The sequence below is a fragment of the Roseovarius sp. 10 genome (genome assembly GCF_033100315.1).
In the GTDB taxonomy this organism is placed as follows: Bacteria; Pseudomonadota; Alphaproteobacteria; order Rhodobacterales; family Rhodobacteraceae; genus M30B80.
In genome coordinates this window covers 254,555-269,091 of record NZ_JAWLVH010000003.1, presented here as the reverse complement: position 1 = coordinate 269,091, position 14,537 = coordinate 254,555, and the positions used below count along the sequence as shown (strand labels likewise).

Below are 14,537 nucleotides of genomic sequence, written 5' to 3'. Positions count from 1 at the left end.
CCTAGCTATACGCGGTCACCAACAGCACCACGCCCAAGATCACCCGATAGATCACATAGGGCGTGTAGCTGATGGTTTTCAAAAGGCGCATCATCACAGACAGGGCCAAAAGTGCCGCGACAAAGGCGAACCCTGCGGCGATGGCACCATCGCGTGCGGCGGCCATGTCTGCGGTTCCAATGACCTCAAGCCCCAATAGTGCGCCTGATGCGATGATCACTGGAATTGACATGAGCATCGACAACCGCGCCGCATCTTCGCGCCCGTATCCTAGTTTTCGTGCGGCAGTGATGGTAATCCCTGAGCGCGATGTGCCGGGGATCAGTGCAAGAATTTGCGCACACCCCATAACCAGCGCATCTTTTAGCGTCCATGCCGTGGCAGGCTTCGTTTCTGTGCCTGTGCGGTCTGCCCAATAAAGCACAATTCCGAATCCAAGCATCGTCCACCCGATGACCGCCGTTGAGCGCAGCAGGTCAGAGAGGCCTGTAAGCTTGAACACCAATCCTGCCACAACCACGGGCACTGTGGATATGATGAGGCACAGCGCGAGAAACGCGCCGCGTGTGTCAATCTGGCCGCGCAGGAGGCGGAAAAATCCAAACAGCGCCTCTTTTACATCGGCCCAGAAATACAAGATCACGGCGCCCAAGGTGCCGACATGCACGGCGACATCAATCACCTGACCTTGGTCGGCATGATTCATCAGCGCGGGCAATAGAATCAGGTGACCAGAGGAGGATATCGGCAGAAATTCCGTGATCCCTTGGATGGTAGCGAGAATAAAAAGATAAAACAGGCTCATGAGTTCTATGTCCCAATAAAAACGAGTCTTCTCTAAAGACTTGAATTAATGTGATATTTTTTGAAATAGGTAATGGTGCGATACCTATTTTCGTAAATCAAAGTTGCAAATTGGCCGCCAGAAATGAAAACAGCATTATATAGGTCAGTATTGCTGTCTTTTATGTGGTGCGCTTTCGGAATATGAGAAGCGCGTTGAAGATGGGAGAAGTTCCGTGGCTAAGCAACCGATGTTAAAATTTGTCTCCGTGGCTAAAGAAACGCCCGAGAAGAGATCCGCCGAAGAACGCCGTGCGGATTTTCGCGAGATCTATGCCGAGTATGCCGAGCAAAAAGCCGCGGAGCAAGCAGGCCGTTGCAGCCAATGTGGCGTGCCCTATTGCCAGTCGCATTGCCCGCTTCACAACAATATTCCCGACTGGCTCCGCCTGACTGCCGAAGGGCGCTTACGCGAGGCCTATGAGATCAGCCAAGCCACAAACACTTTCCCTGAAATCTGTGGGCGTATCTGCCCGCAAGATCGCCTGTGCGAAGGCAATTGTGTAATCGAACAATCTGGGCATGGCACCGTCACCATCGGCTCGGTCGAGAAATACATCACCGATACCGCATGGGATGAAGGTTGGGTGATGCCCATTGCCCCCACAACCGAGCGGGCAGAATCCGTGGGCATCATTGGCGCAGGGCCAGGCGGTTTGGCTGCCGCAGATCGTCTGCGCCGCGCGGGGCTTCAGGTGACAGTCTATGATCGTTATGACCGCGCAGGCGGGCTTTTGACCTACGGGATTCCAGGGTTCAAATTGGAAAAGCCCGTGGTGATGCGCCGCAATGAGCTTTTGGAAAAAGGCGGGGTCAAGTTCGAGTTGAACACTGATATTGGCCGCGACATCACCTTTGAGGCGCTGCGCGAAAAGCACGACTTCATCGTGATCGCGACAGGCGTCTATAAATCGCGCGACTTGGACGTTGCGGGGCATGAGGCTTCGGGGATCGTCAAAGCATTGGATTATCTTACCGCGTCCAACCGCAAAAGCTTTGGCGACGCTGTGCCTGATTTTGACACTGGCGCATTGAATGCCGAAGGCAAAAAAGTTGTCGTAATCGGCGGTGGTGATACTGCGATGGACTGTGTGCGCAGCGCGATTCGTCAGGGTGCGACCTCTGTGAAATGCCTGTATCGCCGTGACCGCGCGAATATGCCTGGCAGTCAACGCGAAGTTCAGAACGCCGAAGAAGAGGGCGTGGAATTTGTCTGGTTGTCCGCGCCAAAAGGTTTTGTTGGCAACCCTGTAACAGGTGTCGAGGTTCAGAAAATGCGCCTCGGCGCGCCTGATGCGACAGGCCGTCAAAGCCCCGAGGTGATTGAGGGTGCCGATTATGTTGAGGACGCGGATTTGGTGATCATGGCCTTGGGCTTTGAGCCAGAAGATCTGCCCACGCTTTGGAATTGCGCGGATTTGCCTGTCACCCGTTGGGGGACAGTAAAGACCGATTTCCGTAGCCATGAAACGGCATTGGAAAACGTCTATGCCGTTGGCGATATTGCGCGCGGGGCGAGCCTTGTTGTTTGGGCGATCCGTGATGGTCGTGAAGCAGCGGAGGCGATCCTCGCAAAAGTTGCAGGCCACGGCGTGATAGCGGCTGAGTGATCCGATATGGCCCGTCTTGCGCATAGCATCGCACGTCACTTGACCCTTCTCGCATCGGCGGGCGGGGTCATTGGTGTTGCGGCGATGGCGCAAGCGGCGCAAATCACACCGCCCGCCGGGTGCGAAGCTTTCCTCACGGTTCAAAGCCGCGGATGCATGGTCTCGCATTATTGGACCTGTGAAGGTGATGCTGCGGGCGAGCATTGGCGCCTCAGCCTAGATGTCGATGGGCCCATGTCATTATCCCATACGGATCGAGAGTTTCGGTGGCTTGAATCGCTTGATCTTCGCACGGGCCTTCGGTCGCGCTTGGTCCAACCTGAAATTGACCCCGCAAGCCTTAGCGAATTGCTTGAGACAGGGCGGGACAGTTTCACCTTTTCGCTGTCTGTCTCAGAAGGGGACGCGCCCTTTACCCGCGATTACAGCGGTTTTGACGCTCTTACGGGCGACACAGTTGAGATTGACGGTGAGGTTTTGGCACGCACGGAATTTGCCTATACCGAAACCACGCCAGACGGCGCACGCAGCACTGTGGGCAACCAATATGTAAGCCCCTCTTTGCGGATGTTCTTTGGCGGCACCGAGACGCTGACCCTGCCCAGCGGGGAAGAAATCTCCTATGACGCAAGCCCCGTTGATTTTGCCCGTCCCAATGAGGCGGGATTTCTGAATGCACTGCCGCTTTATGATTGCGGTGATGTTTTATCCTAGGGCCTCGGCCCGTTTCGCGCATCCCGAAGATGCCCCTTCCGAAAGAAAGGTATGAGTGATGACCAAGTTTGATGCCGAATGGGTGGCTGCAGAAGAGGCCAAGCGCGCGTTTATGGCCGAGCATGGTATGTATTCCCTTGAGGAGGAACATTCCTCTTGTGGTGTGGGTTTGGTCGTTGCTGTCGATGGCAAACCTTCACGCCGCGTGGTGGAAAACGGGATCAACGCGCTTAAGGCCGTTTGGCATCGCGGCGCTGTGGACGCGGATGGAAAGACAGGCGATGGCGCAGGCATCCATGTGCAAATCCCTGTGCAGTTTTTCTATGATCAAATTCGCCGCACAGGCCATGAGCCTGCCTCTGACAAATTGATTGCAGTCGGTCAGGTGTTCTTGCCGCGTTCGGATTTTGGTGCGCAAGAGCGGTGCCGCACGATTGTCGAAACCGAAGTTTTGCGGATGGGGCACTATATTTACGGCTGGCGTCATGTGCCTGTTGATACCGCTTGCCTTGGTGAAAAGGCCAATGCAACGCGGCCCGAGATTGAGCAAATCTTGATCCGGAACGAAAAGGGCATCGATCACGAACAATTCGAGCGCGAGCTTTATGTCATCCGCCGCCGTATTGAAAAAGCTGCTGCGGCCGCAGGCGTGGGGCAACTGTATCTGTGCTCTCTTTCCTGCCGTTCCATCATCTACAAAGGTATGATGTTGGCGGAACAGGTGTCGGAATTCTATCCCGACCTTCAGGATGAGCGGTTTGAATCCGCCTTCGCGATTTACCACCAGCGGTATTCAACCAACACATTCCCACAATGGTGGTTGGCGCAGCCATTCCGCATGTTGGCCCATAATGGCGAAATCAACACGCTCAAGGGTAATGTGAACTGGATGAAGAGCCATGAGATTCGCATGGCATCCACCTATTTCGGGGATATGGCCGAAGATATTAAGCCGATCATCCCGCAAGGGTCGTCTGACTCTGCCGCTTTGGACGCTGTGTTCGAGGTTTTGGTGCGCGCAGGTCGCAACGCGCCAATGGCAAAAACCATGCTCGTTCCCGAGGCTTGGAGCCAAACTGCCAGCGAATTGCCGCAGGCATGGCAGGATATGTATTCCTATTGCAATTCGGTGATGGAGCCATGGGATGGCCCCGCCGCCCTTGCGATGACCGATGGACGTTGGGTTTGTGCGGGTCTTGACCGAAACGGTCTGCGTCCAATGCGCTATGTGGTGACGGGCGATGGGATGCTGATTGCGGGTTCCGAGGCGGGCATGGTGCCTGTTGATGAGGCGCGCGTGATCGAAAAAGGCGCGCTTGGGCCTGGTCAGATGATTGCGGTAGATATGGAAACGCAAAAGCTATTCCACGATACCGAGATCAAGGATGCTTTGGCTGCGGCGCGCCCGTTTGGCGACTGGGTCGGCAAGATCACGGATTTGGCCAAGGAAACCGAAGGGCTTACAGAAACGGCGATTTTCTCAGGCGAAGATCTGCGCCGCCGTCAGGTGGCTGCGGGCTACACGATTGAGGAATTGGAACATATCCTTGCACCAATGGCCGAAGATGGCAAAGAGGCCTTGGCCTCTATGGGCGATGATACGCCAAGCGCGGTTTTGTCGAAGAAATATCGTCCCTTGAGCCACTTCTTCCGCCAGAATTTCAGTCAGGTGACGAACCCCCCGATTGACAGTTTGCGCGAATATCGGGTGATGAGCCTTAAGACGCGCTTCGGCAACCTGAAGAATGTGTTGGACGAAGATAGCAGCCAGACAGAGATTTTGGTTCTCGACAGTCCTTTCGTGGGCAATGCGCAATTTGACGCGATGGTAAAGCATTTTGGCGATGCCGTGGTGACGATTGACGCGACCTTTGCTGCGGGTGCGGATAAAAATGGCTTGCGTGATGGGCTAGAGCGCATTCGCCAAGAGGCCGAGGATGCAGTGCGTTCGGGTGCAGCGCATATCGTGCTGACCGACCGGTTCCAAAGCGCAGACAAAGTCGCGATGCCAATGATCTTGGCGACAAGCGCGGTGCATTCGTGGCTGACGCGCAAGGGCTTGCGCACATTCTGCTCGCTCAACATCCGATCAGCGGAATGCATTGACCCGCATTATTTTGCGGTTCTGGTGGGCTGTGGGGCAACCACAGTGAACGCCTATTTGGCCGAGGATTCGCTAGCAGATCGCATTGAGCGCGGTCTGTTGGAGGGCACTTTGACCGAAGCGGTCGCACGCTATCGCAACGCGATTGACCAAGGCTTGTTGAAAATCATGGCCAAAATGGGGATTTCGGTGATCTCCTCATATCGTGGTGGTTTGAACTTCGAGGCTGTGGGTCTGAGCCGCGCCATGGTTGCGGAATATTTCCCCGGCATGACGAGCCGCATTTCGGGCATTGGCGTTTCGGGTCTTCAGAAAAAATGTGAAGAAGTCCACGCGCTTGGTTGGTTGCAGGGCGATGGAATCCTTCCAATTGGCGGTTTCTATAAATCCCGCCGTTCGGGGGAAACCCACGCTTGGGAAGCGCAGTCGATGCATATGATGCAGATGGCATGCAACAAAGCCTCGTTTGAATTGTGGAAACAATATTCCGCCAAGATGCGCGCCAACCCGCCCATTCATTTGCGCGACTTGTTGGACATTAAGCCTTTGGGTCAGCCTATCGCGATCGAAGAAGTGGAATCCATCACTTCAATCCGCAAGCGCTTTGTCACGCCAGGCATGAGCCTTGGGGCGCTTAGCCCCGAGGCCCATAAGACGCTCAACGTGGCGATGAATCGCATTGGCGCGAAATCCGATAGTGGTGAAGGCGGTGAAGATCCCGCACATTTCACACCAGAGCCCAATGGCGACAACCCAAGCGCCAAGATCAAACAGGTCGCATCGGGCCGCTTTGGCGTTACTGCGGAATATCTGAACCATTGCGAGGAGTTGGAAATCAAGGTCGCACAAGGCGCCAAGCCGGGTGAAGGCGGTCAGTTGCCTGGTATGAAGGTGACAGATTTGATTGCGCGCCTTCGTCACTCGACCAAGGGTGTGACGTTGATCTCGCCGCCGCCGCATCACGATATCTATTCCATCGAAGATTTGGCGCAGCTGATCTATGACCTCAAGCAGATCAACCCCCGCGCTAAAGTCACCGTGAAATTGGTGGCCTCATCGGGCGTTGGCACGATTGCGGCGGGTGTCGCCAAGGCAAAGGCGGATGTCATCCTAATCTCGGGCCACAATGGTGGCACGGGTGCAAGCCCCGCGACCTCGATCAAATATGCGGGTCTGCCATGGGAGATGGGCCTGACCGAGGCGCATCAGGTCTTGTCGATGAACAACCTGCGCGATCGAATCACCTTGCGCACCGATGGTGGCCTGCGCACAGGTCGTGACATTGTCATGGCAGCCATGATGGGGGCCGAGGAATATGGTATCGGCACGGCTGCGTTGATTGCCATGGGATGTATCATGGTGCGCCAGTGCCAGTCGAACACATGCCCCGTGGGCGTTTGCACGCAAGACGAAAGCCTGCGCGCAAAATTCACAGGCAACGCAGATAAGGTTGTCAATCTGATCACCTTCTACGCGCAAGAAGTGCGCGAGATTCTGGCAGAGATTGGCGCGCGCAGTCTTGATGACGTCATTGGCCGCGCCGATTTGTTGACACAGGTCAGCCGTGGTTCGGCACATTTGGATGATCTTGATCTTAACCCCATGCTGATCACAGTCGATGGGGCGGATAAGATTGTTTATGATCGCAATAAGCCGCGCAACTCTGTGCCTGACACGTTGGACGCACAGATCGTGGCGGATGCCGCGCGCTTTTTGCAAGATGGCGAAAAGATGCAATTGTCTTACGCTGTGCAGAACACGCTACGCACCATTGGCACGCGGACATCTAGCCACATCGTGCAGAAATTCGGGATGCGCAACAGCCTTCAACCAAATCACCTGACGGTGAAATTGGAGGGTTCGGCAGGGCAGTCCTTAGGGGCCTTTGCCGCGCCTGGATTGAAGCTTGAGGTGTCGGGTGATGCCAATGACTATGTGGGTAAGGGCCTGTCAGGTGGCACGATTGTCGTGAAACCCGCTCAAGTCAGCCCTCTGAAGGCCTCTGAAAACGTCATCATCGGCAACACTGTTCTTTATGGCGCCACCGATGGCTATCTCTTTGCAGCGGGTCGCGCGGGTGAGCGCTTTGCGGTGCGTAACTCAGGCGCCAAAGTCGTGGTCGAGGGCTGTGGCTCGAACGGGTGTGAATATATGACGGGCGGCGTTGCCGTGATCCTTGGGTCAATTGGGGCCAATTTTGGCGCGGGTATGACGGGCGGTATGGCCTATCTCTATGACCCAAGCGGTGAGGCTTTGATCAATATGAACCTTGAGACATTGGTGACTTGCCCCGTCACAGTCGCACATTGGGAAGAGCAGTTGCGTGATCTGATCACCCGCCATCATGCGGAAACGGCCTCGCAGAAAGCAGATATGATCCTCAAGAATTGGGAGAGTGAGAAGGCAAACTTCTTGCAGGTTTGCCCCAAGGAAATGCTCAATAAGCTGCCCCATCCGATCAGCCTTGAAGCGGCGGCTGTGCCTGCTGAATAAACCAAAAAACCGCGCGCAAAGAGATTTGCGCGCGGTTTTACTTTAGGCCTTGATAAAATCTGTTGCGGCGTAGCCTTGCATGTAAAGAAGCGCCGTTAGATCACCGTGATTGATCCGATGCTTGGCTTGCGCTTGCACTGTAGGTTTCGCGTGTAATGCGACCCCCGCCCCTGCAAGTTGCAGCATCCCCAAATCATTTGCGCCATCGCCGACCGCCAAGACATCGGCAGGGGTAATCCCAAGCCGTGCTGTGATGTCATTCAAGGCCTCCACTTTGGCCTCGCGTCCCAAGATTGGGTCAGTCACCTTGCCTGTCAGCTGACCGCCTTCGGCGCAAAGCGTGTTTGCGCGGTGTTCGTCAAACCCAAGCCTATCTGCAATGGCCGCCGTGAAGGCCGTAAACCCTCCAGATACAAGCGCGGCATAGGCCCCATTTGCCTTCATAGTAGCCAAAAGAACGGGGCCGCCCGGCATAAGGTGAATGCGCTTTTCCAAAACATGGCTGATCACCGCGACATCGAGGTCCTTGAGCAGGCTCACACGTTCGCGAAGCGCGCCTTCGAAATCCAATTCGCCATTCATCGCGCGGGCGGTAATCTGGGCCACGCGCGGGCCAACACCCGCCTCGGCGGCCAATTCATCAATGCATTCTTGACGGATCATGGTCGAATCCATATCCGCCAGCAGCATTTTCTTGCGCCGCCCCTCTTGGGGTTGCAAAACCATATCCACACCTTCGGCCTGAAGGCTGGCCCAGATGTCTTCGAAATTGGTGGGCGCTTGCGGAATGGTGAATTCTGCCGCTGTGTTTGGGTTCAGCCACACAGCATCACCGCCGCCCAATGCATTGCGGAGGCTTGCCACCAATTCTGGTTCCAAATGGATTGCGGGATTGGTGATTAATGTGACAACAAACATGGCTTTGTCCCTTTGGGGATATGGCGAAAGTCCATTGATCATATAGGAAATGTCCTTGGTCTTGGCCAGTCAACAATCACTTTGGGTGCGCAAGCGGCAATTTTGCGTTAGCTTGGGCCAAAGATTGGCTTGGTAAGGGGCAGACTTGGCATGATCCGCGCTGTGATTGGCCTGATACTGGGCGCGCTTCTCGCATTGAGCGCCGTGATCGTCCTCGAGCGGGATCGCGCAGATATCGTGCAGCAGCAGATGCTATGGGGTGACACCCCAGTGACATGGATGCAGCGCCCTGCATCCACGGGGCCGGTCATTATAATTGCGCATGGTTTTGCAGGGTCACGCCAACTGATGCAGGCCTACCAAATATCTTTGGCCAAAGCGGGTTATGTGACCTTTAGCTTCGATTTTGAGGGGCATGGTCGCAATCGCCAACCGATGCGCGGCGATGTCACCGCGATAGATGGCACAACCCGTTATTTGATGCAGGAACTGGCCCGCGTCACGGATCGCGCCATTGACGCGGTCGGGCAGGCAAACGGGCTGGCCTATTTGGGCCATTCGATGGCCAGTGATATCATCATCCGCCAAGCGATAGAGGATCCGCGTGTTGCGACCACCGCTGCATTATCGGTCTTTTCCTTGGCGATTACGCCTGACGAGCCGCGCTCGCTCCTGATGATCAATGGTCAATGGGAGGCAGGATTACGCGCGGCTGCGCAATCAGTGATGCAACAAATCGGCGCAAGCGAAGGTGATCGCATTCGCGATGTGACAGGTTTTGCCCGCGCGGCCCTTGTTGCGCCGATGACCGAGCATGTCGGCATTCTCTATTCTCGCGCGGCCATTGCCGAGGTGATTGCGTGGTATGATGCAGAATTTGGCATCACCCGCGCAAGCCCGCCCTCTATCGCACCCTATGGCGCAATAATTTTGAGCGGGTTTGCGGGGATTGTGATGGCCCTCGGCGGGCTTGCGACATTGGGATTTAGCGGCAAACCAAGGCGGGTTTTGCCAATTGCGCCGCGCGCCTTTTGGTTGGCCGCGCTTCTGCCCGCGCTGATAACGCCTGTGGTTTTACGGGGGGCATCTCTGCCATTTTTGCCTGTCATTCTTGCCGATTACCTCGCGCTGCACCTTGCCCTTTATGGGGGGCTTGCGATTGCGATTTTGCTGATCACAGGTCATGGTTCGGTGATTTTTCCAACGCCGCGCCGGGTTTTGCGCAGCCTGTGGATTGGGATCGGGTTTGGCGCTGTCGCACTTGGTCTTATGGGTCTTTATCTTGATCGCTATGTCGGCAGTTTTTGGGCAGGGGGCGCACGCCTGCTGCCATTTGTGATGATTTTAATCGGCGCATTGCCCGCGATGATTGCGGATGCGGCGCTGATTTCCGCCGCCCGCGCGCCGATATGGAAACGGATTTTGGTGCGTTTTGCCTTTTTGGCATCGCTTGGCCTTGCGGTCGCATTGGATTTTGATCGGATGTTGTTTTTGATCCTGATCTTGCCTGTGATCCTATTGTTTTATGCCAGTTTTGGCTTTGTCTATGGCCGATTGGGGCGGGGACAGGCGGCAGTTCTTGGCATGGGTTTGGCGCTTGGGCTGTCTTTGGCTTGGGCGCTGGCAGCCAGCTTCCCGCTGTTTCAGGCGGGTTAATACCCCGTCATCTCCAAATATCCGCGCCCTAAATGGCTGCCTGTGCTAAAAATCGGCCCTTCCCAATAGGGGATTGTGCCGCCCATCCATGCATCGGGATTGAGCGCGTTCGTGCGGATATCTAGACCCTGTTCTGGCAGGCTGATGTGCCACCCGACAGGCAAAACCCGCCCTGCCACCTCATGTGTCACAATAGGCGTCATGCGGAGTGCGCCATCACCATAAGCGGTGGGTTGGCCATTTGCCGAGATCCATGTGGCCGAGGTAAATCGGGTTTCATCGCGGCTGCGCAATGAGAAACCCATGAGCTTTTCACCCGTTTCAAAATGAAGCGACACCCAATCCCATCCCGCTTGATCCGCCGCCAATGGTTGCGATGACCATTCGCGATCAAGCCATGCTTGTCCTGACACTTGCCGTGCCCCATCGGGCAAGGTGATGGTTCCGCTGACCTGATAAAATGGTTGGGAGTAGTAATAGCTTGCCTGACCTTCATTCGATTTCACCGAAAACCCATTCACCCCGTGGCGCACGAGCGGGCCATGAGCCGTGAGGGTGAGGTCATATGCGAATGTATCGCCGCGCGCGCTGACAATGATCTGGTCAAGTGCATCTGTCTCTGATGCAGTGTTTAGAGACTGTAACCCCCAATCATCAATCCAGACCTCAAGCAGATTTTCGGTTAGTAAAGCCCCCGCTTGGCCTGTGCCACCACGGGCATAGCGTTCGCTGTGGTAATGCTGATCAGGCAGGGTAACAGCGGCATGGCCGAGCCAGATTTGCCCGTCTTCCCAGGCATTGCTTTGGCCATCAGCGGGGCGGGTTGCATTGCGAAACACAGTCCATTGCGCCCCAAGCGGGTTTCCTGCGGCATCGGTTAGATTGGCGGTCAGATACCACCACTCGATTCGATAATCGGGGTGGGCCGTGTGATCCTGGGGAAATGTGATCGGTCGGTTCGGATCGACCGCCGCATATCCTTCGGCGCTGAGGCCAAGCCCCGCGAAACCCTGAGCATGGGCGACAGGGGCAATCCATATAAAAACCAATGCAAGTAGCGACCTAGCGTTCATGGGCGAATAGTCCAAGCAATCGATGGGGTGAGAGACGCGCCAATTGCCATGCGGGCCATAGGGCGGCAATCGCCGCAGCCGCTGCCGCCAAAACGCATAGTTTGATCAGATCCGCAGGAAAGATTTGCAGTGGCAGGCGCCATCCAAAGGCCTCAACATTGATGATGGCCAAAAGGTAATGTGCCAAAGCAAGACCCAAAGGCAGCGCGAAAATGGCGCAGAAGCTGGCAAAGGCGATAACCCGCAAAAATTCGGCCCAGGCAAGGTTCCGCCGCCGCTGTCCCGCAGCCCAGATCGGGGCTATTTGCGCAAGACGCATTTCAGACAGGGTCAAGAGGCTCGTGAACATGGCGAACCCTGCCACCCCAAGGGTCAGCGCATTCAGCGCGTAGGTCACTTGAAAAGTTTGTTCAAACACCCGCAGCGAGATGTCTTTCACCGCCGCTTGATTGATCATGGATTGCGGAGAGAGGCCTGTAGCCTCTGTGATGTCAGCCGCTAAATCTGTGACCGTTGCAGGATCAGTGCGCAGCGCAAAGCGCAAAGGCGGGGATTCGGGGAAGAGCGTCTTAAACAGATCAAGTCCAATGATCGCCTGCCCCTCGGGGTTTCCATAATCTGAATAAATCCCAAGGATTGGCAGGGTGAGGCTTGGGGTTACATTAAAATCTTGACCCAGTTCCAACCTTTCGCGGCGGGCGAGTTGTTCGTTGATCACAACAGCTTGACCTTCGGCCATCTGTGACCACGCGTCAGGCAGGGCCTCGAGAAATGGCCAGTGATCCCGATATGTGGCGTGATCCACCAGCCCATGCAATTCGGCGGGCAATCCACCAAATCGCGTGTCTACTAGGGCGAAGGGCAAAATCGCGTCAACACGCGGTGTAAGATAGTCGGTGACACGCGCCGCTTGTTCGGGGGAAGCGGTGGTCAAATACAGCTCGGACGCAAGCCGTTGATCCAACCAGCCTGTAAAGGTTGCTCGAAACGAGCCAACCATGGTGGATACGCCAATATTCGTTGAAAGCGCCAATAAAAGCGCCATCAAAGATAGGGATAAGGCAGGCAAAGACAGACGCATATCAGCTAAGGCCCAGTGCATAAACGGGGCCCTGACCCGTGTTGCGATGCCCGCCAAAAGCACCGATAGGCCAAAGGGCAAAACCAATGCGCCCCCCAATAAGAGCGCAGCCAAACCGATAAAACCCATCATCAGGCCGCTGCCAAAGATCACAACAAGGCCAGACAGGGCCAAAAGGCCTAGGCCTAAAAGGGCTTGGATAAGGCGTAAGGCGGCACTGGTTTGCGCCCATGAATTCGGTGTCGCTGATCGCAAGATCGGCAAGCGCGCCACCCGCCAAAGCGCAGATGCCCCCGCAATCGCGGCCCCGATCACGGACATGGCTAGGGCAGCAACGGCCCACATCGGATCAAATTGTAACACTGCGCCGATATCGGCGCCGTATAGCCCCCGAAGGCTTGCGGAAACCTCTGGCAAAAGAGTTGCGGCCAAACCATATCCTAAACCAAGACCAAGGATGCCTGAAACAAGTGCGAAAATCCCAATTTCCGCAGCCAAAAGCACAATCAACCCACCCAATGGCACGCCAAGCGCGCGCAAGGCCCGCAGGCTTGTGCGGCGTTGCTCAAAGGCCAGACCAATGGTGGCGTGGGTGATGAACAAACCCACGGCAAAGGCAAGAAAGCCAAAGGCCGTTAGGTTGAGATGAAAGCTATCTGTCAGCCGTGCCAGATCATTGCTGGTTTCTGCCTGCTGAAGGATCAAGTCACCGCGTGAGGCAAGCCAAGTGTCAATCGGCGCAAGTCCAAAAGGCTGGGGTGCTGAGACAATTAACGCGGTTGGCCCTATCTCACCCACAAGCTGTGCGATTGTTGCGATGTCGCCGATGACCAAGCCCGTTGCGAGCGTGTCATCATAGCTGGCATTGGCCAAGATTGTGCGCGCGTGTTCGGTCAAATCAGGGGGCAGGCCGCGGGATGCCGTGTCTGATGTCATCAACACCTGACCGCCCAGAAGAATATCCGTCACGGGGATGCTGCCAGATTGCAGCCGTTCGGGAAGTGCTGCGACTGGCAAGGTTAGAGGGTCAATCCCAAGCACACGTAAGGCATTCGGGCCAGAGCCAAGCCGTGCCTCAAGAAGCGGTGAAACAAGATAGCCCGCGCGGCGCAATTCGGAAAAGATCGCTTGATCCATAGCGCGGCCATCTTGGCGCAAGATGCGGTCAAATTGATCTTGTCCCAATAAATTCGCGGCGCGGGCATAGCTTGCGCGCGCTTCAGCGTTGAGGGCCTGAACCCCCGACCACAGTGCCGTTGCCAGTGCAAGCCCCGCAATCAGCGCAAAAACCTGCAAAGGATGTCTGCGCCAATGGCCCAAAAGTGCCGATAGGGTGGTCAGGATCAAGGCGCGGTTCATGGATCGAATGCCTGCAACTGCCCGCGTGAGAGATGTCGGCGCGTCTCGCAGGCGGCGGCAATGCGCGCCGAATGGGTGACCATCAAAAGACCCGCCCCGCTTTCCGCGATCAGTCGTAAAAAAAGTGACAGCACCGCTTGGCCATTTTCTTCGTCAAGGTTTCCCGTGGGCTCATCCGCAAGGATAAGGTCAGGGCGCAGTGCCAAGGCACGGCCAACGGCAACGCGCTGTTGTTGTCCGCCTGAAATCTCCTCTGGATAGCGCGCCAAAAGCGTCTCTAAGCCTAGGTTTTGTGACAGATGCGCGATCCAATCGCGATCATATCGACCCGCGAGCCGCGCTTGAAAGGAAAGGTTGTCACCAATGGTCAAAGCGGGGATCAGGTTGAACTGTTGAAAGACCAGACCAATCGACTGACGCCGAATGGCGGCCAAGCCCCCATCATCCAATTTCGTAATATCTTGGCCCTTGATCAGAATTTCGCCGTGATCGGGCCGTTCTAGACCTGCCACCAAGTGAAGCAGGGTAGACTTTCCCGCCCCGCTTTCCCCCGTCAATGCAAGGCTCTGGCCTGCGCCCAGTTGTAAGGACAGGTCGTTTAAGACAGTGACCCGACCTTCACCGCTCTCAAAGGATTTTGAGACATTGCGCAGTTCTAATAGCATAATTCACCCGTGAGCTGTCGT

Annotated in this window: 9 protein-coding genes; 4 read left to right on the top strand and 5 right to left on the bottom strand. The window is 55.8% G+C overall.

Features of this window, described 5'->3' with window-relative positions:
* Nucleotide 1: 1 nt before the first annotated feature.
* Complete coding sequence (locus RYZ18_RS11745) at nt 2-805, bottom strand: undecaprenyl-diphosphate phosphatase (protein WP_317657040.1); 804 nt, start codon at nt 803-805, stop codon at nt 2-4.
* A 214-nt stretch (nt 806-1,019) separates the two neighbouring features.
* Here RYZ18_RS11745 and RYZ18_RS11740 point away from each other — a divergent pair, with 214 nt between their 5' ends.
* From RYZ18_RS11740 to gltB, 3 genes are read left to right on the top strand one after another with little or no spacing between them, the layout of a single operon-like run.
* Nucleotides 1,020-2,453, top strand: a complete 1,434-nt coding sequence (locus RYZ18_RS11740) for an NAD(P)-dependent oxidoreductase (protein ID WP_317657038.1) — start codon at nt 1,020-1,022, stop codon at nt 2,451-2,453.
* A 6-nt stretch (nt 2,454-2,459) separates the two neighbouring features.
* On the top strand, nt 2,460-3,167 hold the full coding sequence (locus tag RYZ18_RS11735; RefSeq protein ID WP_317657037.1) for a hypothetical protein: 708 nt from the start codon (nt 2,460-2,462) through the stop codon (nt 3,165-3,167).
* Nucleotides 3,168-3,225: 58 nt separating this feature from the next.
* Nucleotides 3,226-7,764 (top strand): glutamate synthase large subunit, encoded by a 4,539-nt coding sequence (gene gltB, locus RYZ18_RS11730; RefSeq protein WP_317657036.1) that lies wholly within the window; start codon nt 3,226-3,228, stop codon nt 7,762-7,764.
* A gap of 42 nt (nt 7,765-7,806) precedes the next feature.
* On the opposite strand, the gene serB is transcribed toward gltB, so the two are convergent.
* Nucleotides 7,807-8,682: a phosphoserine phosphatase SerB gene (gene serB, locus RYZ18_RS11725; RefSeq protein WP_317657035.1), complete on the bottom strand. Its 876-nt coding sequence runs from the start codon at nt 8,680-8,682 to the stop codon at nt 7,807-7,809.
* A gap of 150 nt (nt 8,683-8,832) precedes the next feature.
* Between serB and RYZ18_RS11720 the strand changes: the two genes are divergently transcribed.
* Nucleotides 8,833-10,338: an alpha/beta fold hydrolase gene (locus RYZ18_RS11720; RefSeq protein ID WP_317657034.1), complete on the top strand. Its 1,506-nt coding sequence runs from the start codon at nt 8,833-8,835 to the stop codon at nt 10,336-10,338.
* Here RYZ18_RS11720 and RYZ18_RS11715 read toward each other — a convergent pair.
* Genes RYZ18_RS11715 through RYZ18_RS11705 form a run of 3 tightly spaced genes read right to left on the bottom strand, consistent with a single transcriptional unit; the run spans nt 10,335 to nt 14,516 of the window.
* On the bottom strand, nt 10,335-11,411 hold the full coding sequence (locus RYZ18_RS11715; protein WP_317657033.1) for a lipocalin-like domain-containing protein: 1,077 nt from the start codon (nt 11,409-11,411) through the stop codon (nt 10,335-10,337). The two genes, RYZ18_RS11720 and RYZ18_RS11715, sit on opposite strands and share 4 nt — an antisense overlap.
* A complete protein-coding gene (locus RYZ18_RS11710) occupies nt 11,401-13,851 on the bottom strand; it encodes an ABC transporter permease (protein WP_317657032.1) in 2,451 nt (816 codons plus the stop codon). The genes RYZ18_RS11715 and RYZ18_RS11710 overlap by 11 nt, the downstream gene beginning before the upstream one ends.
* Nucleotides 13,848-14,516 (bottom strand): ABC transporter ATP-binding protein, encoded by a 669-nt coding sequence (locus tag RYZ18_RS11705; RefSeq protein WP_317657030.1) that lies wholly within the window; start codon nt 14,514-14,516, stop codon nt 13,848-13,850. The genes RYZ18_RS11710 and RYZ18_RS11705 overlap by 4 nt, the downstream gene beginning before the upstream one ends.
* Between the last annotated feature and the right edge of the window lie 21 nt (nt 14,517-14,537).

What these genes read in the sequence shown, in the direction of transcription:
- RYZ18_RS11720 (WP_317657034.1), top strand. Translation starts at nt 8,833, where the DNA reads ATGATCCGCGCTGTGATTGGCCTGATACTGGGCGCGCTTCTCGCATTG.
- RYZ18_RS11735 (WP_317657037.1), top strand. Translation starts at nt 2,460, where the DNA reads ATGGCCCGTCTTGCGCATAGCATCGCACGTCACTTGACCCTTCTCGCA.
- RYZ18_RS11745 (WP_317657040.1), bottom strand. Translation starts at nt 805, where the DNA reads ATGAGCCTGTTTTATCTTTTTATTCTCGCTACCATCCAAGGGATCACG.
- RYZ18_RS11705 (WP_317657030.1), bottom strand. Translation starts at nt 14,516, where the DNA reads ATGCTATTAGAACTGCGCAATGTCTCAAAATCCTTTGAGAGCGGTGAA.
- serB (WP_317657035.1), bottom strand. Translation starts at nt 8,682, where the DNA reads ATGTTTGTTGTCACATTAATCACCAATCCCGCAATCCATTTGGAACCA.
- RYZ18_RS11710 (WP_317657032.1), bottom strand. Translation starts at nt 13,851, where the DNA reads ATGAACCGCGCCTTGATCCTGACCACCCTATCGGCACTTTTGGGCCAT.
- gltB (WP_317657036.1), top strand. Translation starts at nt 3,226, where the DNA reads ATGACCAAGTTTGATGCCGAATGGGTGGCTGCAGAAGAGGCCAAGCGC.
- RYZ18_RS11715 (WP_317657033.1), bottom strand. Translation starts at nt 11,411, where the DNA reads ATGAACGCTAGGTCGCTACTTGCATTGGTTTTTATATGGATTGCCCCT.